Below are 22,048 nucleotides of genomic sequence, written 5' to 3'. Positions count from 1 at the left end.
CTTACTCCTTCGCTTCTACTTGTTCTGGTTTCAGAATACGGATTACCCAGATAAGGAAGCCGATTAGGAAGAATGCTGATGGTGCTAGTAGCATTAGGCCGTTAGGCTGGTACCAACCACCGTTGCTCACTAGAGGTAGAACTTCTAGACCAAATAGTTTGCCTGAGCCAAATAGCTCACGGAAGAAACCTACAGTGATAAGAACGAAGCCGTAACCTAGACCGTTACCAATACCGTCAATAAGAGATGGTACTGGCGCAGACTTCATTGCGAATGCTTCAGCACGACCCATTACGATACAGTTAGTGATAATCAGACCAACGAATACAGATAGCTGTTTAGATATATCGTATAGGTAAGCTTTTAGCACTTGGTCTACCACGATTACTAACGATGCGATGATTGCCATCTGAACGATGATACGCACACTGTTAGGAATGTGGTTACGGATCAATGAAACAGAGAAGTTAGACAACGCAGTTACAAATGTTACCGCTAGTGTCATTACAAAAGCTGTTTCTAGTTTAGTTGTTACTGCAAGAGCAGAACATACACCAAGAACTTGTAGCGCGATTGGGTTGTTATCCAATACTGGCGCTAGAATGCTCTTTTTAACGTTTTGTGCACTAGACATTAGTTAAGTTCTCCGTCACGAACTTTTGCTAGGAAAGGACCAAAGCCCATATCACCTAACCAGAAGTCAAATGTGTGTTGAACACCATTACTAGTGAGCGTCGCTCCTGATAGGCCATCAACACCGTGCTCAGAACCTTGCGGTGCGCCGCCTTTCACGACCTTAATCGCTGGCTGGTGATCTTCATTGTACAATTTCTTGCCAATGAATTGATCGCGCCATGAAGGGTTCTCTACTTCACCACCAAGTCCAGGAGTTTCACCTTGCTCGTAGTAAGTAATAGCAGACACAGTGTTACCATCAGTTTCAACGGCTACAAAGGCATACATCATCGACCATAGTCCTTTACCGTGCATAGGCAGGATAACTTTTTGGACTTCATCTTGATCTTTTACAAGGTACACCACTGCTGTATTCGCGCGACGACGGATATCAGCTACGTCTTCTTCTGGTGTCAATGCGATTGAACGTTCTGCATCTTTTGATGCTTCACGTTGATCGTACGTAGATGCATTACCCTCAGTAAAGTTACCTGTTTCAAGGTCTACTAGACGAGGTTCGATGTACTCAGCAAATAGCTCTGGTACTTTCTTACCGTTTGCGTCAATGCCTGCAACTTCAACGATCTTTGATTGCTTATCTAGGACAGCGTTAGCTTTTTGCTTATCACGCAGACCTACTGCTGCTGTTGATACGATGATTGAACAAACAAGGCTCAACCCGATAACAACACCCAGCGTCTTTTTAATGCTGTCGTTATTACTTGCCATAGCGTGCTAGTCTCCGCTTGATGTTCTTCTCAATCACTACATGGTCGAACAGAGGTGCGAATAGGTTCGCGAATAGAATCGCCAGCATCATACCTTCTGGGTACGCTGGGTTAACTACACGGATCATCACACACATTGCACCAATCAGGATGCCGTACCACCATTTACCTTTGCTAGTAAATGACGCTGATACTGGGTCCGTTGCCATGAAGAACATACCGAATGCAAAACCACCTAGAACTAGGTGCCAGTGCCATGGCATATTAAACATTGGATTAGTGTCAGAACCGATCACGTTAAACAGAGTCGATACTGCGATCATACCGATCATTACCCCCGCAATGATGCGCCATGAAGCGATTCGCATGTAAACGATCATCGCTGCACCGATCATTAGAGCTAGAGTCGATACTTCACCAATTGAACCAGGGATGTTACCGATGAACGCGTCCATCCAAGTGATAGGAGCGCCAGTTACTGTGTTAACTAGAGCACCGTTACCACCTTGAGCCCATTGGCTAAGAGCAGTAGCACCAGAGAAGCCGTCAGCTGCAGTCCATACTACGTCACCCGAAATTTGCGCTGGGTAAGCGAAGAATAGAAATGCACGACCTGCAAGTGCAGGGTTAAGGAAGTTACGACCTGTACCACCGAAGATCTCTTTTGCTACAACAACACCAAATGTGATACCTAGCGCCGCTTGCCATAGAGGTAGCGTTGGTGGAACGATAAGTGCGAATAAGATAGAAGTTACAAAGAAACCTTCGTTAACTTCGTGCTTACGCACCATACAGAACAACACTTCCCAGAAACCACCAACAATAAATACTGTTGCGTAGATTGGCAGGAAGTAAGTCGCACCTAGTAGCATCTTACTGCCAACACCCGCTTCCGCACCGATAGTGCCGCCAAGCATTTCTGTTAGCCAGTAGTGCCAGTTACCTGCGATAACTGTCGCTAGTTGGTCACCAGCGTACATGTGGTTAAGTGCTGCAATAGCTTGGCCACCTGCGTTGTACATACCCCAGAACATTGCTGGGAATACCGCAAACCAAACCATGATCATGATACGTTTTAGGTCAACGCTATCACGAACGTGCGAGCTTTTATTTGTTACGATACCTGGCGTGTAAAAAACTGTTGCTACAGCTTCGTACAGGGCAAACCATTTTTCGTGTTTGCCACCAGGCTCAAAATGATGCTCGATGTCTTCAAGAAACTTTTTAAGAGCCATGAAAATTACCCTTCCTTCTCGATAGTATCTAGGCATTCACGAAGTAACGTACCGTACTCGTACTTACCTGGACATACAAAGGTACACAATGCTAGATCTTCTTCATCCAGTTCAAGCGCACCCAGTGCTTGAGCACTGTCTGTGTCGCCGGCACATAGATCACGAAGCAGCAAAGTAGGCTCCATATCTAGAGGCATTACGCGTTCGTAGTTGCCAATTGGAACCATTGAACGATCACTACCATTGGTCGTCGTTGTCATATTGAACAACTGACCTTTGAATACGTGACCAAGGAAAGAGCGAGTTACCGAGAACTTATTCTTACCAGGCATTGCCCAGCCAAATAGTTCTTTTTCACGGCCTTCACGTAATACAGAAACCTGTTGATGGTAACGGCCAAGGTATGCGTGTGGACCAGTTGCATGTGTACCTGTTAGTACTGAACCAGAGATCACACGAACTTCGCCAGGCATCAGCTCGTTATCTGTTAGGTCATCTAAGCTTGCACCCATTACGGTACGAACTAGACGAGGGTTATTCACAACTGGGCCAGCTAGAGACACAACACGATCTGTGCATAGCTCACCAGTTAGGAACAGCTTACCGAACGCGATAACGTCTTGGTAGTTGATGCTCCATGCCACATTCTCTGCATTTACTGGGTATAGGAAATGCATGTGGGTGCCAGCAAGACCTGCTGGGTGAGGGCCATCGAAGACGTGTTCTTCTACGTTAGACTGTGAAGAGCGTGGCAAGCTAGTGCCAGATTTACATACGTAAACCTTGCCTTCTGTCAGGGCTGAAAGAATGTCTAGACCAGCAATGAATGCTTCTTGTTGCTCATTAATGATCAACTCAGGCTTAGCTGCTAGTGGATTAGTATCCATTGCAGTTACGAAAATAGCCTTAGTAGAAGACTCGATTGCAGGAACCTTGCTAAACGGACGAGTACGTAAAGCGGTCCATAAGCCAGAGTCAACCAACTGAGTCTTGATCACTTCACGATCTAGACCTGAAAGTTGAGCGGCTTCGAACTTATCAAATGTCACCTGCTCTTCACCTGCCACTTCAATCACTACAGATTGAAGGACACGTTTAGCGCCACGGTTAACTTCGATCACTTTACCGGCTGCTGGTGCAGTAAATTTCACGCCTGGGTTCTTTTTATCTTCAAAAAGAACTTGCGCTTTTTTCACTTCATCACCAACGCGGACATGCATGGTAGGTCGCATGCCAACGTACTCTTCGCCAAGCAAGGCGACTTTTTTGATGGTCTTACCATCATTAATCACCTGGGATGGAGTTCCTGCGATAGGAAGATCCAAGCCCTTCTTTATTGTAATCATACGCACTTGCACTACTTTTATCGGGAAAAAGATTCTTTTGATTGCGTAACTTTTAGACACGACATCAGTGTCCGGTTTTGATGTTGTTTTAAACATCAAAATCGCAACATCCTATTAAAAATCTCGTCACAAGGAATACGCGAGATTTATCAGGTGCCGTAGTCTAGCATTTTTTAGGAACTTGATGCCATGATCAATCATTAGAATAGAGGGGTTATTTCGGTAGAATCAGGTCTAAAAGGTCAAAGAATAGTCATAACTTTGACCCATCGCACAAATGCCATATTCCATACATATCTTATGGAAAAGTGATATTCATCGCCTGAAATATTCTGCAATTTCCATTCATTTGTTGAAACACTGTTAACACATTTTTTAACCAGAATTTGTGCCACGTTAACGTCCCTAAAGAATGTAAAACGAAAAAAGATGGCCTTAAGCCACCTTTCTCTGCACCTTTATATCTTGCGTTTTTAGTGACCACCACCCATACACATCGGGCTATCAGGGGCGCCATCTTGTTCACGCTTCCACTCTTCATCAGTATATGTATGAATAGCTAATGCATGAATGTGGTTGTCCAGTTCATCTGCCAAAATTTGATGAACTTGACGATGGCGCCCAATCAAACGCTGTCCCGCGAACGAATCACTCACAACAATCACTTTGAAATGACTCTCTGAGCCTGGTGGCACATTATGCATGTAGCTCTCATTAATGACTTTGAGATAGCTGGGTTGCAGCTCACTGTGTAGTTTCTTCTCTATGATTTCTTGGATCATATTCGTTCCTCATTGATGCGAATTCCATAAGTATATACCTAAGTAAAGCAGACATGCATCACTCAAACGTCACTCTCATTATTGACGCACTTTGTAGACATATTGTCTCAAGGCGCTCGACTCCATGAGCATGCCTAGAGAGCAGCCATCACTGAACTCGTAAAATTTGACAGCTTTTTGTATCTCGACACGTCATCATTTGCGACAATAACACTTAATTTCTAAATCAACTTACATTTAGCTATGAAAACCGAACTGAACCTTCACGAGCGAAGCTTAACACTTCATCGTTTCCCAAAACGTAGTAACGAAACGCTACAAGCGTGGGATGCCGGTGATGAGTATCTTATTAATCATGTTGAAGAGCTTGCTTTGCCAGACAATCAAAACATCCTCGTGATTAATGACAGCTTTGGTGCCCTCTCCTGCTGGTTTTCGGAAAAGCACCATGTAACGCTAATGAGTGATTCATTCATCTCACATAAAGGTGCACAGCAAAATCTCGAGCAAAACCAGTGCAATAAAGTAGCGCTTGCCACCACGATGGACCTCGTTCCTGCCAATATTGATCTCGTCTTGCTGCAACTGCCCAAAAGTAACCGCCATCTAGTGTGGATACTAAGCCAATTAAGAAAGGCGCTACCGGCTTCCTGCCCCGTCATTGCAGTCAATAAAGCGAAAGACATTCATACTTCGACGCTAAAACTGTTTGAAAAATACTTAGGCGAAACAAAAACATCTTTGGCCTGGAAAAAGCACAGATTGGTGTTTTCTCAAGCAACAGTTGAGCCTCCGATTGAAGTAATGCCTTTCACGACTTGGCGCGTTGATGGCGAAGATATCGAACTCAAGAACATGCCAAATGTCTATTCAGGAGAAAGTTTAGATTTAGGTGCACGCTTTATGCTGCAGCACCTGCCTCAAGACCCTTCGATAGACAATGTCATCGACCTCGGCTGCGGCAATGGTGTTTTGTCTGTTAAATTTGGTCAGTTGAATCCAAATGCTCGGCTAACATGTGTTGATGAAAGCTTTATGGCGCTTGAGTCGGCAAAACAGAACCTACTCGACAACCTTGGTGAAAATAGAGACATACAGTGCATAGCGAACAATTGCTTGGACGGTTTTAAACACAGCAGCAGCTCTATGGTTATGTGTAATCCACCGTTTCATCAACAACAGGCAATCACCGATCATATTGCTTGGCAAATGTTCTGCGATGCTAAACAAGTATTAAGTGAAAATGGCCGTTTACTGGTTATCGGAAATCGTCACCTCGGGTACGACGCAAAACTCAAACGTCTGTTTGGCGATAAAAATGTGAAACTTATCGCTTCCAACAATAAGTTTGTGATTTTACAGGCTACAAAAAATCCTGCTAAATTAAGCGCAAAATAAGCTTTAGCAAAATAGTTAAAAGGAATAATAAAATGAGAAAATTGGTACTTGCGGCTTCGGTTGCGTTGCTTGCTGCGTGTTCAGCCCCTCAACAACCTCAGCTGAACCTGATGCCAGAAAGCACATTGAGCACCAATCCAATTGTTCAAGGCAAGACTTACAGTTTGACCAGCAAAGATGTACGTGCAGCGCAGTACGTGGCGTTGGTGGATAACGGCCGTTCGAACATTCTTCCTCTTCATGCTAAACAGAATTTACGTATTGCGTTAGAAGAAGCATTAGAGAAGCAATTCTCATCTCAAGGTTTCCATGCGGATCTAAACAGCAACAACGCGATTGAATTGAGCGTTCAAGAAGCGTTGGTCAACGTGAAGCATTCGGTGATGGAAAATGAGATGGATGCTAAAGTTGTGCTGGAAATCACAGCAGAGACACCTGAGGGCAAGCTAGTCAAAACTTATACAGGTACAGCAAAGCGATCTGGCACATTGAGTGCTTCTGATGCCGATATTGAAGAGACATTGAATGATGTGGTGACATTGACGCTTAAAGAGATTGCCAATGACCCTGAGCTTCGTCAATACATGCAGGAGCGTTTCTAATGTTACGCAAAGCGATTCTGTCTTTAGCATTACTCAGCTGCAGCGTTTGGGCTGGACCAAAAGTAGCGTTTGAAACGACACTTGGCTCATTTACGGTTGAGTTAAACGAAGAGAAAGCACCTATCACTGTCGCTAATTTTCTGAAATATGTAGAAGATGGGAGCTACGAAGGTACTATTTTTCATCGTATTATCCCAGGCTTCATGGCACAAGGTGGCGGCTTTAACCAAGATATGCAGATGGTGAAAACATACGCGCCAATCAAAAACGAAGGAAATAATGGTCTAAACAATGACCGTGCTACCATCGCCATGGCACGAACTAATGCACCAAACTCTGCAACTCGTCAGTTTTTCGTCAACTTAGTCGACAATGACTTTCTCAACTATGGCGCTCGACCACCAGGTTATGCTGTATTTGGTGAGGTTACTGAGGGGTTCGACGTTATCCAGAAAATGGCTCAGCAGCCGACCACGACAGTAGGCCGAATGCGTGATGTACCAGAGACGCAAATCGTCATCACCAAAGCTACACTACTTAAATAGCCAAAACGATAAGCCCTTTGAATAATCGAAGGGCTTTCTCTTTCAACGGCTTCATTTTATTGGATTGATTTATGTCTTCATTACCTTCCATCACTTGGTTGGAAACGGTAAAAAGTTACCTCGATAAACGACTCATGTGGGTTTTCATGCTGGGCTGCTCTAGCGGCTTTCCGTGGGTTCTTATCGGTTCAAACATGTCAGGTTGGCTAAAAGATGCCGGCTTGACCCTCTCCGCAATTGGCTATTTTGGTAGCGTTTTTGCGGTCTATGCGATCAACTTTCTGTGGGCACCTCTGGTTGACCGCGTGAAGCTGCCAGTCCTCTTTAGACTGCTGGGGCAAAGACGTAGTTGGATTTTCTTTTGCCAAAGTATCGTACTCGTCGCTACCCTATTTATTGCCGGCGTTAATCCAGCGGAAAACTTGGTGTTTGCGTCACTACTCGCCTTGTGCATTGCAACGGCTTCAGCGACACAAGACATCGCAATTGATGCTTTTCGTATTGATACTTTCCCAAAGTCAGAAGAGTCTAAACTGCCTCAAGCTTCTGCAATGGCGGTCATTGGCTGGTGGACAGGTTATTCACTACCGGGTTATTTAGCGTTTGTTAATGCTGACAGTGTCGGTTGGAATGGTGTGTACTACGGGATGGCGGTGATAGTCGGCATTCTAATGGTCTTTACGATTTTAGTCGGTGAACCGAAGACTCAACGCGAACAACTTCAGTCTGCCGCTGAACAACGCCACAAAGAAGTGGTTGGTTCAAAAGTCGTAGCTTGGTTTACCGTGACTGTTGTAGAACCTTTCCTTGATTTCTTTAATCGCAATGGCGTCCGTGTCGCGATTACTCTGTTGCTGTTCGTTTTCCTATTTAAAATTGGCGAAGCGTTTTTGGGCAGGATGTCGATCGCGTTCTATAAAGATATTGGTTTTAGCAATGAACAAATTGGCTATTACTCCAAACTGATTGGTTGGGGAGCCACCATCTTCTTTACTTTTGTCGGAAGCATGTTCAACGTTAGGTTTGGTATTGTACGTGGATTAATGATCGGCGGTATTGCTATGTCTGCCAGTAACTTGATGTTTGCATGGATTGCTTCGGTAGGCCCAAACGAGCACTTGTACTTAGCCACGATTATTGTCGATAACTTTACGACTGCTTTCTCAACCGTCGCTTTTGTTTCATTTTTGACGATTCTAACCGGGCAAGCATTTTCGGCAACTCAGTATGCGTTGCTTGCCTCTCTAGGAAACTTCGGACGGACGACTCTTGCTTCTTTCAGTGGCGAGCTAGTGGATTATCTTAATGATTGGAGCACATTCTTCGTGCTTACCGCTGTCATGGTCGTGCCAAGCTTGATTATGTTGTACTCGCTACGACATTACTTTGATGCTCTATTGGAAAAAGCACGTCACAAGCATTAACGAAGCATATAAAAAACCACCGAATTCGGTGGTTTTTGTTTTGCGATATATAAGATAAGAGGTCTATGGGTATAACCCTTTACCAAACATATTAAATATACGTGCCACGCCTTGAGTAAAGATCATCGGCTCAGTCAATACGGTTAAACACAAGCAGTCTTCTCCGGCCTTAGTGTAAGGGCTATGCTTCACTGATGCGTCTCTAATCATCAAATCGCCTTCTTCATATTGGCCATCCTCGTCACTAAATCCGCCATGTAGGATCAATGTAGACTCCAGGCCTTTGTGCGTATGTTGAGGAATTTGCACATCTTCCCCGATGTACATTAAGCTGACACGAGCGTCTTCCCCTAGGTCAATCTGAGCACTGAAAACCTTGCCTCCGTAACTTCTCCATGACCCTACGAGGTCAGAGAAACGCGCTAGAGTTTTAGGAAGAGCGAAACTTTTTCCTGCCACATTAACAGCAGCAGGGTCGCGGATCACGATATTATCAGTCGCTGGCTCCGCATTGATGATGTCATTAAACATGTCGTCAAATTCAGAAACATACTCAGAAGGTATGTCACTTACGATGTTCGCTTGACTTGCTTCGACTTGGTTCACATAAGCTCGGCACTTGGTGCATGTTTCTAAATGGGTTGCGACCACAAGACCAGAAACTGCATCAATGCTTCCCGAAGCGTATGCTTCTAACAAGCTGTTATCTGGGTGTTTGTTCATAGTTGCTCCGTATGCATTGAATGCCTTAGCTTTTCTACTGCAAGCCTCAGCCTGGATTTTACAGTACCGAGGGGTATATCAAATAATTCCGCGACCTGTTGATGAGGTAGCTCTTCAAGATATACCGCTTGTAAAACATCTCTCTGGTTTTTCGGTAATATATCTAAAAACTTAACCACCTGTTCTTTCAACATATCTTGCTCTGGTGAATAGTGATCAACAAGATCAGGTGGATAATACTCTGACGGCCAAATGTCATCAGAATGAATGTGTAATTCCTTACCTTTCTGTTTTCTCAGCAAATCAAAACAAAGGTTTCGGATTATGGTATATATCCAAGTCGATAACGCGCTCTTTTCACCATCATAGAGGTGCGCTTTCTGCCAAACTGTCGCCATGGTCTCTTGCACCATCTCCATAGCAACTTGCTCATTACCAACATGTTTGTAAGCGAATTGCTTCAGCTTGGGTGCGTAAAAACGGAATACAAAAGCGAACGCGTCTTTGTCTCGAGCCTTCACTTTATCCATGTAATCGTTCCAATCACTGCGCCCCAGTTTTTTCGGGCTATCACTCATCATAATCGGCCTTAATTTGTGGGAGGAGTTTCCTCCTCCCATTCTTCCTAATCGGTCACGTCATCGACCAACAAGTTGAAACCACCGTTGTTCCCATCATCAATGGCAACGACTTGGTACACAACACCGTTCATTACATTGACTGGTGCTGAGTCAACCGCAACAATACTTGGGTTACCAGCCACTGTTACCGTTACATAATATGTACCTTCAGCGACATATAATCCTTGTACACTATTTTTATACGCAAAATTAGCAATAGTTGGATCACTTCCATCTATTCCTGCACTCGTAGTGAGGTAAATATCCACCATTTCCGCTATAGGATTAGCCGCCGCGTGTGTCACATTCAATGTCGCGCTAGTCGTCACAGCGCGTCTCATATCTTCAACAACCAGAGCTTCGATATCAATCGCTGGGCTAACAACACCGACTGCATAAACACTGTAATCCATTCCACCTGCAACCATTAACCCGTCAACATCTATGATCGGATTGGTTGTTGTGCCATCCACGTAAACATCAATATCGTAATCCCCAGCAGCAAGATCCAAATAACCACGAATCTCTTTGAACGCTAAGTCGGCAAGAGGAGCGAAGGCCGCCCCGTTAACGTTAACATCGACGACTGGCGCTCCATCGACAAGGTGTCCGACTCTTACTTCAGCTTGGCTGCCCATATCTTCAATTATAGAAGAGCCCGAACCGTCCAACACCAAGAGTTTGACAGGTGACGTGCTATTCGAATCTCCTGTGCCGATAGCGGCAATCGTCAAGTTGGAGTTAGCCGCAAGAGGTACTGTGCCGGAGTCAAAAGCAACGCTGTCTCCTACGGCAAGTCGAACTTGATACTCACCAGCTGGGATGTTCAATACGTCGGTAGAAGCTTTGTAAGCAAGGTTAGTTATTGGAGTCGCGCTAGCAAGAGCAACACCTGGCTCAGTGACATAAAGATCAACAGCAGGAACGCCTGAAGCTGCATGAACAACTTGAACATCTAGACTATTGGCATCAGCCATTGAATCGGCGCTGCGAGTCACAACTAAAGGCTCAACTGGGTTTGGCGAACCATCGGCATCGCCAACAACGAACACGTTATAATTGAGGTCGGAATCAAGATCTAGTTCTGTTTTAGGTATTACGGTCGCGGTTTCATTACCTGGGAGCTGAACATCGACCTGAATCGAATTCATCCCCTCTCGCAATTTAACGTAGCCAGATCCCACACCATAATCAACATTCGTTAATGATGGTTTATCGTTGATCCACACATTTGCAAGCGGCGCATCAGAAGACGCGTGCACTGCCTGTAAATTGGAATACTCGATAGTGTCACTGTCGGAGCCACACGCCGCCAGTCCTAATGTCGCAACAATAGTTAGCGCAGCTTTATTAAATCCTTTCATATCCTTGCCTCTTTGTTAGTCGGGGCTTCTATGGCTTCTGTCAGAAATTGCAACGCAGAAATACAGTCCTCTGCGCCGACTAGCTGTTCGAACAGATTGCAGTCTAGGGGTAGTAACTCAAGCCAACGCTGAGTAACCCAAGCAGAGTCATCGTAAAAACGATGCTGGTAGAGGCTTCCAAGTTGAGGAAACTCTTCATAAACATGGGATAACTGCTGGCTTAAAAAGAAGAAATCTGGTGAGTTGTCTAGATGTTGCCAATTGTCTAACCATTCAACCTCTGCATGACGTAAGCCATCCGCATCTGCACGGACGCGTTTGACAACAAAGCGTTGTTTACCAGCAACTGTAATACCAAGAAGGCCATCACTGAGTGTTTCAAAATCAACGATCCTGACCAAAGTTCCGATAGATGAAACGTTACCCACGTCTTTAGGGTCACCTTCACTTCCTACTAGGCAAACTCCAAAACCCACATTTTGTAGGCTGCATTCCTTTACCATTCGCTTATATCGTGGCTCAAAAATGCGCAGATTCATTTTACCTTCAGGGAGTACAACTGAAGTGAGTGGGAATAACATGACTTCTTTCATTCAAACGTCCTCTTTGATTCACGGATACATACGAATCCCTTATCACTCCGATCACTAACGATTTATGTTGGTTAATCGACTGGCTTAAAAAGTCATAAAATCGCTTACGCAAACGATCCAAATCACATATTTACTGCAATAAAATGCAACAAACAAAAAGTTCCGTAAATAAAGATGATTTCGTGATGCAACTCACCAAAAACGTTTCATTTTGCACCCTTTATCACTTTCATTTGGGATTTTTATCGCTATTATTCCCGCCAATTGGAAAGCGCAGCACAGATTGCGTGTTCTGAATCATTACAAACATAGAGAGTCCCCTTATGCGTAAATCACTTTTAGCTCTTAGCCTTCTAGCGGCTACTTCAGCTCCAGTTATGGCGGCAGATTACTCTGACGGCGATATTCACAAAAACGATTACAAGTGGATGCAATTTAACCTAATGGGTGCATTTGACGAACTTCCAGGTGAGTCTTCACACGACTACCTAGAAATGGAATTCGGCGGCCGCTCTGGTATCTTCGACCTTTACGGCTACGTTGATGTATTCAACCTAACTTCTGATCCAGGTAGCGACAAAGCTGGCGCAGAGAAGATCTTTATGAAATTCGCTCCACGTATGTCTCTAGATGCGGTAACTGGTAAAGACCTATCTTTCGGTCCAGTTCAAGAGCTATACGTTGCAACTCTAATCGAGTGGGGTGGTAACTCTGGTGTTAACTCTCAAAAAATCGGTCTAGGTTCTGACGTAATGGTTCCTTGGTTTGGTAAAGTTGGTGTTAACCTATACGGTACTTACGACGGCAACAAAAAGGATTGGAACGGTTTCCAAATCTCGACTAACTGGTTCAAACCATTCTACTTCTTCGAGAACGGTTCATTCATTTCTTACCAAGGCTACATCGATTACCAATTCGGTATGGATGATGATGCTGGTAACAAGTTTGGTTCAACCGCGTCAAACGGTGGTGCAATGTTCAACGGTATCTACTGGCACTCAGACCGCTTCGCAGTGGGTTACGGTCTAAAAGGTTACAAAGACGTGTACGGTATCAAAGATACTGATGGGTTCAAGTCAACTGGCTTTGGCCACTACCTTGCTGTAACTTACAAGTTCTAATTGAACCACTAAGTTTGCTCAAAAATGGCGCCTTTCGGCGCCATTTTTATTTGCTTTCCTTTTTTCCCTCATTATCCTTGCAGCAAACCTTTTTAATGAGAGCGTTTGGTGAATATCCTTATCCTCGGTCCAGGTGCGGTGGGCTCACTCTGGGCAACAAAATTTAAGCTTGCCGGGCACAATGTTTCATTGTGGGGAAGAAGTTCTGAAAGCCAACAATCACTTCAGTTGGATGACACACCCGCAATCGTATTCAGTAATCAAGATATTTCCTCCGTAAATAAAGCAGATCTCATTTTGATCACGGTAAAAGCTTGGCAAATGGAAGACGCCATTCAGCCTTTACTGCCTCATATCAACGCAGACACGATTATCATGCTGATGCACAATGGTATGGGTACCGCCTCTGGCGTGGAGAAGGCTCTGCCAAACAATCCTATCGTGCTCGCCACAACGACGCACGGCGCATACAAACCAGATAACCAACACGTACTGCATACCGGTCACGGAACAACGCAAGTGGGTGGTTATAATGACAAAGGAATGCAGTGCACTTTTCTGAAAGATGTTATGCATAATGCCCTTCCAGAGGCCATTTGGAATCCACACATCCAATCTGCGTTATGGACTAAGTTAGCGATCAACTGCGCGATTAACCCACTGACTGCGATTCTCCAGTGTAAGAATGGTGAACTTGCGAAGCCCGAGTTTAAGATACAACTCGAAAGCATCACTCAAGAACTGGTTGAAGTACTGAGTAAAGAAGGTATTGCTATCGAGTTTCGCTCTCTTTTCGATACGGTAATGCAAGTGGTGAACGCCACAGCTGAGAACTATTCTTCAATGAGACAAGACGTATTCCATCAGCGTCGAACGGAAATTGATTTTATAACCGGATACTTGTTAAAGGCTGCCAAGAAACATCGCATCAATACGCCTGAGAATTTAAAACTTTACCAACGCATCAAACAAATAGAACAAAGCTGGACAGAACAATGAGTAAGAAAATCTTAGTACCAATCGCTCCAGGCACCGAAGAAATGGAAGCCGTCACCGTCATCGACATGATGGTTCGCGCGGGTTATGACGTTACAGTAGCGAGTGCTGCTTTTGATGGCTCATTGACGATGAAAGCTTCTCGCGGAGTCACATTAACGGCAGATTGTAAGCTGGTCGATATCGCTGATGATGAGTTTGATGCCATAGCGCTTTCTGGTGGTGTTGGTGGTGCAGAAATTTTCCGTGATAGTACGGTGATGATAGAAATCCTTAAGCAGCACATCTACGAGGGAAAATTGGTTGCTGCTATCTGCGCATCACCGGCGTTGGTATTGCAACACCATAATCTTTTCCCACAATCACTGATGACCTGTCACCCGAGCTTGCAGTCACATATCCCGGAAGAGAAGTGGCGCAGCAAACGCGTGACCTTTGATATCAACCACAACCTGATCACTAGTCAAGGTCCGGGTACAGCTTTAGAGTTCGCGATGGAAGTAATCATTCAACTCTCAGGTAAAAAACACGCATGGTCAGTTGCTGAACCAATGATCCCTCTGCCTACTCTGCACTACCACAAGCTTGGTGAAGAATAATGTTTGACGTAAATGCTGTACGTGAGCAATTTCCCGCTCTAAATCAATCCGTCAACGATACGCCCTTAGTGTATCTAGATAGCGCAGCGACAACGCAAAAACCGCAATGTGTGATTGATGTCATCAGTCATTACTACAGTGCGCAAAATGCCAATGTTCACCGTGGCAGCCACAGTTTAACGGCTAATGCCACCAGCCAATTTGAAGCGGCACGAGAACGAGTGGCAAGCTTTATTGGTGCAAACAGCTCTAAAGAGATCATTTGGACACGGGGCGCAACCGAAGCACTGAACTTAATTGCTCAAACCTACGCCCGTAGCACGTTACAACCAGGTGATGAGATCTTGATTAGCGAGATGGAGCACCACGCCAACATCGTGCCCTGGCAAATCGTGGCAGAACAAACGGGTGCTAAAGTCATTAAAGTTCCGATGACATCAGATTGTCAGTTCGACATCAGTGCATTTGAGGCGCTTCTGTCTGACCGCTGTAAAATTGTTACTTGCGCACAAATAACCAACGTAACAGGCACACGCCAACCTATCGAAAAAATCACTGAACTGGCGCACAACGTTGGCGCGGTTGTTGTAGTTGATGGCGCGCAAGGCATCGTACATGAGCAACTTGATTTATCGGCATCAGATATCGATTTCTACGTTTTCTCAGGTCACAAACTTTATGCACCAGCAGGCATTGGGGTTTTATACGGCAAGCTTGAACTTTTGGAAGCCATGCCACCATGGCACGGCGGCGGCAAAATGGTTGAACGCGTTTCTTTCGAGAAAACGACGTTTTCTGCACTTCCTGGTAAATTTGAAGCGGGCACACCAAACGTTGCGGGCGCGATTGCTCTAGCGAAAGCCATTGAGTGGTACCAAGGTTTTGACCATCACGAAGTAGAGGCTCATTTCCATGTGCTTCAGGATAAGGCCTACCAAGCACTAAGCGCTTTGGATGACATCCATATTCTAGGCTATCAACCGAATGCCTCTGTACTGACCTTCGTAATGGACGGCGTTCATCACCAAGATATTGCGACGCTGCTCGATCAACAAGGCATTGCGGTACGAGCAGGACACCACTGCGCTCACCCATTGATGGATGCGCTAAATGTGAAAGGCACGGTACGCGTCTCTTTTGGTATTTATAACACGACGAGCGATGTGGAAAGACTCATCGCCGCCGTTGAAAAAGCCGTCGACATGCTATAACGCCAACGGTTTGATTTGGAGTAACCAACAAGGTTACTCCATCTGCCTATCCAGAGTCGCCACGCAATTTCTGCCATTTCTTTTCGCAGCATAAAGCGCTTTATCTGCATGCGCATACAAACGTTTGGTGGTTTCATTTCTGCCTATTTCCACCACGCCTACACTCACCGTGACCGGAATTTCAATCTTTTCAAATTCGAACTGACAATTTTGAATGTGGGAACGTACTTCCTCTCCTACCTCTTTCGCCGCCGACAGAGAAGTTTCTGGCAAAATAATCGCAAACTCCTCCCCTCCGACTCTTGCGAAAATTTCGTCTTTGACGAGTAAGTGAGAAACCAAATCAGCTAACGTTTCTAAGACATGGTCTCCCGCATCATGGCCACGTTTATCATTAATGACTTTAAAAAAGTCCAAATCAAACAATAACAACGCGGAGTGATAGTTCGGCTCTTGAGCTTTAATGACCTCTTCTGTGAGCTTTTCGAAAAAAACACGTCGGTTGTAGATATTGGTGAGAGCATCTATTTGGCTTTGATGGCGAAGAAGGGTTTCAACTCGGTGGCGATTGGAGATGTTGCGTGTAAGAATAAGGACAACGCGACGACCCCGGTATTTTATAGCGAGTGGGCAGATCTTGCCTTCGTAGTATAGGTCGCCTCTTGGCCCACTGTTAGCATCTATTCCCTGAATGCTGTCGGCGCACATCTTGTACTCGATCGTCACAATACTGTCTTGTTTCAGTGACCGCTTTATCTGTTCGATAAACCAGTCAGCTTTATCTTTCTCGAGTACGCTGTGCAGCGTCTCACCTATCAAATTACTTCCATCGTGATAGGCTTTTTTATCTGTTCCTCCAAAAACATCAATATAGATACCATCTTCACTCAGAATAAAAGTGGGGTCTGGCATTCCGGATAAAACGTCTTGCGCATGTTCCAAGGTGAATTGCATATAGGGAGGTTCCTAGCATTTGTATCTAAGTAACCCAATCGCTTCCAAGTGTGTTTCCACATAGGGGAATAGGAGCGGATGGGGCATATGTCTATTATCTAATATAGAAAAATTTTAAATACAATTGAGTTTATAAAAACCAAGTGGGCAATATAATGAACCAGGATCAATAGAATGGTTAATTAACGCTAAAATAGTCGACCATTTGCATACTTTTTATCCATAAGCAAAAAATATCTCAACTCAGATACAAAAAACGCCAAACAGCTAGGCTATTCGGCGTTTTTTAAGAGTTGGGAAAATGACTCGTTACACGGCGATTTGCTTAATCTGCTCTACAATAGCTTTCAAGCCATTACCACGTGACGGGCTTAAATGGGAGACAAGCCCCAGCTGATCAAAATAAGCATCAATATCAAATGCTTGAATTTGATCGGCCGTTTTACCGTCATAAGCAGCCATTACCAAGGCAATCAATCCACGGACGATACGCGCATCGGAGTCCCCACAAAAATGCCAAACGCCATCTTGCTCTTGGCTCACTAACCACACCAAGCTTTCACAACCCGAAACGGTAACTTGTTCTGATTTCAGCTCTTCTGGCATTTGTGGCAGCTTTTTACCCCACTGAATAACCTGACGGTAACGATCTTCCCAGCCTTGAAGTTGCTGCATAGTCGCTACAATGTCTTCGCTGGTGATATCTGTACCAAATGGAGAAACGGGAAAATCTGTCATGATGCGCTCTTCTTCTAGTTTACTTCTTATATTTTGAAATCAACTTCTCAACGATTCGCGATACCGCGACAAAGCCAAACGTTGCAGTTACAACAGTCGCCGCACCAAAACCGCTAGCACAATCCATACGTTTTGGGCCTTCCGCTGTCGACTTCACACCACACACTGAACCGTCTGCTTGAGGGTACTTCAGCTGCTCGGTTGAAAACACGCAATCAATACCAAACTTACGAGCCGGATTCTTAGGGAAGTTATGATGACGACGCAGGGTGTCTTTGATTTTCTTCGCTAGAGGATCTTGGATCGTTTTCGTTAAATCAGCGACCATGATCTGCGTTGGGTCAACCTGACCACCAGCACCACCCGTGGTGATCACTTTGATCTTGTTGCTGCGGCAATACGCCAACAAAGACGCCTTCGCTTTTACGCTGTCAATCGCATCTAGCACGTAATCAAATTCTTTGCTTAAGTACTCATGTTGATTGTCTGGCGTGATGAAATCATCAATCAGATTGACTTTACACTCTGGGTTGATCAATTTGACACGCTCGGCCATCACTTCAATTTTGCTTTGGCCAACGGTGCCCGTCATCGCATGAATTTGGCGGTTAATATTCGTGACACAAACATCGTCCATATCAATCAGAGTCAACTCACCGATCCCCGTACGAGCCAGCGCTTCCACCGCCCATGAACCTACGCCACCAATACCAATCACACAAACGTGTGCAGCGCGAAGAATGTCTACTTCACTGTTGCCATAAAGACGACGAGTGCCGCCAAAGCGTTGATTGTAGCTGTCAGATGCTGGGGTATCGAGTTCACGCATATTGAAGTCCAGATGATCGATAGAAAAACAAAGAGTGCGATTTATACGCACTCTTTGATGAAATGTCTAGATAAGAGAGTGTTCCTCTTTCTTGGGTCGCTATTGTAGCTTTTCTGGCGGCAAAGCCCAAGGCGCTTGAGTTGGTGAGTTTTCCAGCCCAAGTTTCCAAACTCGACCAAAATGCTTGTAGTGCCCTGCTTCCGTTCCTGCTCTCGCACCAATGCCATGATACAGATCCAAATGGTTCTGTTTTACCGCACCACCAGTGTCTAAAACGATCAGCATTCGCAGTTGATGCGCACCGCTCCACGTACCATCCGCATTCAGCAATGGTACTTCCGCCAAGATTGGTGTCCCCATTGGTAAGATAGAACGGTCACCCGCGACCGCCGCCATTGGCAACAAAGGAATACCAGCCGACCCCGTTACTGGCGCTTCCGCTTTTGGTGCAAAGAAGACGTAAGAAGGGTTTTGCTCCAACAACTCGCGCACTGTCGCATCGTCGTTGTCCATCACCCACTCTTTGATTGCTTTGAGGGACATTTTTTCACGCGGCACTTCACCACGTTCAATCAAAATGCGGCCAATACTAACGTAAGCTTTATTATTTTTCCCTGCGTACGCGAAGTACTCCAACGTATCATCATCTTCAAAATGCACATAGCCACTGCCCTGCACTTCCATCATAAACGGGTCAATACGATTAGGCGCATAACCTAGCACTAAACCTTGGCCATCTAATGCCCCGTTGTAGATCTCCGCGCGAGTCGGACAATCTGATGAGCAGTTTGGCTTGCCATAAACTGGGTACTTAAAAATGTCGTTTGGTGTATGACGCAGCTCCATCACGGGAGAAAAGTATCCGGTAAACAGTACATTACCTTTTTGATCACCACCGCCTAATTGCGCAGCTTGAATGCCAAACGCACTCAACGCGCTGGTGTCTCCGCTTTGTTGCGCCCACTCACTTAATCGTTGATATAGCGGTTGGTAAATCTTCGCCATGGATGGTGACTTTATCACCACTTGCTCTGCTTGCTTGTTAAATTCAGTAAAATCGCGTGGTTTGTTAGACTCAACTACGTCCACTTTATTGAGGATCTGAGGAAACTCACCATCAAGATATTGCTGAGCACGATCATTTTGTTGAGCACAGCCAAAGAGTAGGCTCAAAGAGATAATAGGAAGGAGTTTTTTTAACACGTGTCTTTTCCGTAAAAGAGAATAGCAAAAGGATGGCAAACAAATGAATACGACGCAATTGAAAAGCAACGACAAAATGTTTCAACGCTAAGCCAATCCGTTTACTCGTTGTAAATTCATTCAGTTAATGCAACATGATAACAGCGGAAGAATTACGGAATTGTCCGGATTATGTTTGAAAGTAAAATTTACTGATTGAGAGATGAAGTTGTGATCATCCATGTGACTCACAGACGAAAAAGCTGTCAGCTTAAGAGACAATAATAAAAACGACTATCTTACCGCAATCCTTGCACGCCCCTCTAAACGGAATACAGGTAGATAATGTGCATTAGCATCCAGCTTCATTTCTGCATGCTGCTTACCCACAAAATTGAAGTGCCGCTCATTTGAACCCACTCGATACGAAAACGAATCCCCATCGAATTCAAAACTGGTCGCCACTGTAGAACCATTTACGGTAACACCGCGCTCACTCAACACAAATTCTTCACGAGCATAAGGCGCAACATCTTGCTCAACCCAGCGACCATAAATTATCGATTTGGGAATGGGCGGATTAATGGTTCGAGTAATCAAATCACTATACAGCATGCACACGACAACGGTTCCAACTATCGCTATAAGCATGAGAGAACGCTCTAGCCACTTACGAAGCATTGATTTAGATGACGTTTTTGACAGATTTGAAGCAGTGATCGCAGCATTCTTATTAACAGCAGAAGACATGAGGTTCACGTATTGAGGAAAGACGCACCCATTGTAACCTTCCCTTTTAACGGGACCAAGAACCTACCTCAATATGTTTGTGCTTTATTCCAAAATTTCACCTTGCCACCAAGTGAATAAAAAGGCATTATTTTAACATAATTAAACAAGGGAATGGCTGTAGTGAAAATTCGTAGTACTGCTCTCGTAAAAGGATTCCGTCAATCAACACCTTATGTCAATGCTCACCGCGGAAAAACCATGGTGATCATGCTGGGCGGAGAAGCCGTCGCACACAAAAATTTTGGCAATATTATTAATGATATCGCACTCATGCACAGCCTCGGAATCAAAGTCGTGGTGGTGTATGGTGCACGTCCTCAAATTAATCAGCTGCTAGAAAAACAAGACCTCACTACGCCTTACCACAAAAATATCCGCATTACGGATGAATCGGCTTTATCTGTTGTTATGCAAGCTGCCGGACAACTTCAGCTTGCGATTACTGCGCGCCTATCAATGAGCCTCAACAACACTCCGATGGCAGGCACCCAGCTCAATGTCGTTAGCGGAAACTACATCATTGCTCAGCCACTCGGCGTTGATGATGGTGTGGACTATTGCCATAGTGGACGCATTCGCCGCATTGACACCGACGCGATTAATCGCACGCTCGACCAAGGCTCTATTGTGCTACTTGGCCCCATTGCTAGCTCTGTGACTGGCGAGTGTTTTAACTTACTTTCTGAAGAAGTCGCGACACAACTGGCGATAAAGCTGGGTGCGGATAAGCTGATTGGTTTTTGCTCCGAACAAGGTGTCATTGATGACAACGGCAATGCTGTCGCCGAATTACTGCCAATTGAGGCGGAGCATGTCATCAAAACGCTCTCTGAAAATACGTCTCCTGATCTAGATTACAACACAGGAACACTGCGCTTTCTTAAAGGCTCTATTGCCGCTTGCCGTGCCGGAGTACCTCGTAGCCACTTGATCAGTTATAAAGTAGATGGCGCCTTAATTCAGGAGTTGTTCTCTTTCGATGGCATCGGAACCCAAGTTGTTATGGCGAGTGCTGAACAAGTGAGGCAAGCTAATATTGACGATATTGGCGGTATCTTAGACCTCATTCGTCCTTTAGAAGAACAAGGTGTACTCGTTAGACGCTCTCGAGAGCAGCTAGAGCAAGAGATTGGAAAATTTACCATCATCGAAAAAGACGGCTTGATTATTGGCTGTGCTGCCCTTTATCCATACCCAGAAGAGCGCAAAGCTGAGATGGCTTGCGTAGCGATTCACCCTGACTATCGTGATGGAAACCGAGGTTTGTTACTGCTCAACTACATGAAACATCGTTCTAAATCCGAAACCATTGATCAGATTTTTGTCCTCACGACACATAGTTTGCATTGGTTTAGAGAGCAAGGTTTTTACGAAGTCAGTGTCGACTATTTGCCTGGAGCCAAACAAGGGTTATATAACTTCCAGCGTAAGTCAAAAATCTTAGCGTTAGATTTATAGCTTAACCTTAAATCAGGGAGCGAAACTTAACGTTCCGCTATACCAAAACCTCAAGGTGCGGGATTCAGCTCATTAACGCTCAACCCTGCACATCGAGCTTGTTTAGGAACGAGTTTGTTTAGGAGTAAGGCCA

The 22,048-nt window shown here is 44.9% G+C and carries 23 protein-coding genes; 9 read left to right on the top strand and 14 right to left on the bottom strand.

The annotated features are described in order from the left end of the window. Position 1 precedes the first annotated feature (1 nt). The 5 genes from R7M72_RS10635 to bolA form a co-directional block, all read right to left on the bottom strand. Complete coding sequence (locus tag R7M72_RS10635) at positions 2–634, bottom strand: NADH:ubiquinone reductase (Na(+)-transporting) subunit D (protein WP_005380269.1); 633 nt, start codon at positions 632–634, stop codon at positions 2–4. Continuing rightward, positions 634–1,404, bottom strand: coding sequence for a Na(+)-translocating NADH-quinone reductase subunit C (locus R7M72_RS10630; RefSeq protein WP_005380267.1), 771 nt, complete (start codon positions 1,402–1,404; stop codon positions 634–636). The genes R7M72_RS10635 and R7M72_RS10630 overlap by 1 nt, the downstream gene beginning before the upstream one ends. Then, positions 1,394–2,638, bottom strand: coding sequence for an NADH:ubiquinone reductase (Na(+)-transporting) subunit B (locus tag R7M72_RS10625; RefSeq protein ID WP_005380265.1), 1,245 nt, complete (start codon positions 2,636–2,638; stop codon positions 1,394–1,396). Before R7M72_RS10625 ends, R7M72_RS10630 begins: the two co-directional genes overlap by 11 nt. Positions 2,639–2,643: 5 nt before the next feature. Next, on the bottom strand, positions 2,644–3,984 hold the full coding sequence (locus R7M72_RS10620) for a Na(+)-translocating NADH-quinone reductase subunit A (protein WP_005380264.1): 1,341 nt from the start codon (positions 3,982–3,984) through the stop codon (positions 2,644–2,646). Between the two features lie 473 nt (positions 3,985–4,457). Beyond that, positions 4,458–4,766, bottom strand: coding sequence for a transcriptional regulator BolA (gene bolA, locus R7M72_RS10615; RefSeq protein ID WP_005380262.1), 309 nt, complete (start codon positions 4,764–4,766; stop codon positions 4,458–4,460). A 243-nt stretch (positions 4,767–5,009) separates the two neighbouring features. On the opposite strand from bolA, the gene R7M72_RS10610 reads away from it, so the two are divergent. The 4 genes from R7M72_RS10610 to R7M72_RS10595 all read left to right on the top strand — a co-directional run bounded on the left by R7M72_RS10610 (position 5,010) and on the right by R7M72_RS10595 (position 8,735). Next, positions 5,010–6,164 (top strand): methyltransferase, encoded by a 1,155-nt coding sequence (locus tag R7M72_RS10610; RefSeq protein WP_033905535.1) that lies wholly within the window; start codon positions 5,010–5,012, stop codon positions 6,162–6,164. A gap of 32 nt (positions 6,165–6,196) precedes the next feature. After that, complete coding sequence (locus R7M72_RS10605; protein WP_005380259.1) at positions 6,197–6,766, top strand: YajG family lipoprotein; 570 nt, start codon at positions 6,197–6,199, stop codon at positions 6,764–6,766. Further along, positions 6,766–7,311, top strand: coding sequence for a peptidylprolyl isomerase (locus R7M72_RS10600; protein WP_005380258.1), 546 nt, complete (start codon positions 6,766–6,768; stop codon positions 7,309–7,311). The genes R7M72_RS10605 and R7M72_RS10600 overlap by 1 nt, the downstream gene beginning before the upstream one ends. A gap of 71 nt (positions 7,312–7,382) precedes the next feature. Next, positions 7,383–8,735, top strand: a complete 1,353-nt coding sequence (locus R7M72_RS10595; protein ID WP_005380257.1) for an AmpG family muropeptide MFS transporter — start codon at positions 7,383–7,385, stop codon at positions 8,733–8,735. 63 nt (positions 8,736–8,798) lie between these two features. Here the strand turns inward: R7M72_RS10595 and R7M72_RS10590 are convergent, their stop codons facing one another. From R7M72_RS10590 to R7M72_RS10575, 4 genes are read right to left on the bottom strand one after another with little or no spacing between them, the layout of a single operon-like run. Beyond that, a complete protein-coding gene (locus R7M72_RS10590; RefSeq protein WP_033905538.1) occupies positions 8,799–9,458 on the bottom strand; it encodes a ChrR family anti-sigma-E factor in 660 nt (219 codons plus the stop codon). Further along, complete coding sequence (locus tag R7M72_RS10585; protein WP_005380255.1) at positions 9,455–10,039, bottom strand: RNA polymerase sigma factor; 585 nt, start codon at positions 10,037–10,039, stop codon at positions 9,455–9,457. Before R7M72_RS10585 ends, R7M72_RS10590 begins: the two co-directional genes overlap by 4 nt. Before the next feature lie 44 nt (positions 10,040–10,083). Further along, positions 10,084–11,442 (bottom strand): DUF4397 domain-containing protein, encoded by a 1,359-nt coding sequence (locus tag R7M72_RS10580; protein ID WP_033905539.1) that lies wholly within the window; start codon positions 11,440–11,442, stop codon positions 10,084–10,086. Next, positions 11,439–12,035 carry an LON peptidase substrate-binding domain-containing protein gene (locus tag R7M72_RS10575; RefSeq protein WP_318056164.1) on the bottom strand — a complete coding sequence of 199 codons (597 nt, stop codon included), beginning with the start codon at positions 12,033–12,035 and terminating at the stop codon, positions 11,439–11,441. The genes R7M72_RS10580 and R7M72_RS10575 overlap by 4 nt, the downstream gene beginning before the upstream one ends. A gap of 323 nt (positions 12,036–12,358) precedes the next feature. Between R7M72_RS10575 and R7M72_RS10570 the strand changes: the two genes are divergently transcribed. From R7M72_RS10570 to csdA, 4 genes are all read left to right on the top strand, one after another. Then, the gene (locus R7M72_RS10570; RefSeq protein ID WP_005385292.1) at positions 12,359–13,156 is read left to right on the top strand and encodes an outer membrane protein OmpK; all 798 of its coding nucleotides are present in this window, start codon (positions 12,359–12,361) and stop codon (positions 13,154–13,156) included. Positions 13,157–13,264: 108 nt separating this feature from the next. Continuing rightward, on the top strand, positions 13,265–14,155 hold the full coding sequence (gene panE, locus R7M72_RS10565; protein WP_054576294.1) for a 2-dehydropantoate 2-reductase: 891 nt from the start codon (positions 13,265–13,267) through the stop codon (positions 14,153–14,155). Next, positions 14,152–14,751, top strand: a complete 600-nt coding sequence (locus R7M72_RS10560) for a DJ-1 family glyoxalase III (protein ID WP_054576295.1) — start codon at positions 14,152–14,154, stop codon at positions 14,749–14,751. Before panE ends, R7M72_RS10560 begins: the two co-directional genes overlap by 4 nt. Beyond that, entirely contained in the window at positions 14,751–15,962 is a 1,212-nt protein-coding gene (gene csdA / locus R7M72_RS10555; protein ID WP_054576296.1) for a cysteine desulfurase CsdA, read from the top strand. Before R7M72_RS10560 ends, csdA begins: the two co-directional genes overlap by 1 nt. Positions 15,963–15,995: 33 nt before the next feature. Here csdA and R7M72_RS10550 read toward each other — a convergent pair whose 3' ends face one another. The 5 genes from R7M72_RS10550 to R7M72_RS10530 all read right to left on the bottom strand — a co-directional run bounded on the left by R7M72_RS10550 (position 15,996) and on the right by R7M72_RS10530 (position 20,415). Beyond that, positions 15,996–16,916, bottom strand: coding sequence for a GGDEF domain-containing protein (locus R7M72_RS10550; RefSeq protein ID WP_054576297.1), 921 nt, complete (start codon positions 16,914–16,916; stop codon positions 15,996–15,998). A gap of 309 nt (positions 16,917–17,225) precedes the next feature. After that, the gene (csdE, locus tag R7M72_RS10545; protein WP_054576298.1) at positions 17,226–17,654 is read right to left on the bottom strand and encodes a cysteine desulfurase sulfur acceptor subunit CsdE; all 429 of its coding nucleotides are present in this window, start codon (positions 17,652–17,654) and stop codon (positions 17,226–17,228) included. Between the two features lie 19 nt (positions 17,655–17,673). Further along, a complete protein-coding gene (gene tcdA / locus R7M72_RS10540; protein WP_005380241.1) occupies positions 17,674–18,483 on the bottom strand; it encodes a tRNA cyclic N6-threonylcarbamoyladenosine(37) synthase TcdA in 810 nt (269 codons plus the stop codon). Positions 18,484–18,582: 99 nt separating this feature from the next. Next, on the bottom strand, positions 18,583–19,686 hold the full coding sequence (gene mltA / locus R7M72_RS10535) for a murein transglycosylase A (protein WP_054576299.1): 1,104 nt from the start codon (positions 19,684–19,686) through the stop codon (positions 18,583–18,585). 273 nt (positions 19,687–19,959) lie between these two features. Next, entirely contained in the window at positions 19,960–20,415 is a 456-nt protein-coding gene (locus R7M72_RS10530; RefSeq protein ID WP_054576300.1) for a DUF2850 domain-containing protein, read from the bottom strand. A gap of 162 nt (positions 20,416–20,577) precedes the next feature. Between R7M72_RS10530 and argA the strand changes: the two genes are divergently transcribed. Beyond that, complete coding sequence (gene argA, locus R7M72_RS10525) at positions 20,578–21,915, top strand: amino-acid N-acetyltransferase (RefSeq protein WP_012841478.1); 1,338 nt, start codon at positions 20,578–20,580, stop codon at positions 21,913–21,915. Positions 21,916–22,048: the final 133 nt, after the last annotated feature.

It is taken from the genome of Vibrio sp. YT-18 (genome assembly GCF_033337345.1).
GTDB lineage: Bacteria > Pseudomonadota > Gammaproteobacteria > Enterobacterales > Vibrionaceae > Vibrio > Vibrio alginolyticus.
The sequence above is the reverse complement of the archived record's forward strand: the minus strand, read 5'-3'. Positions and strand labels throughout refer to the sequence as shown.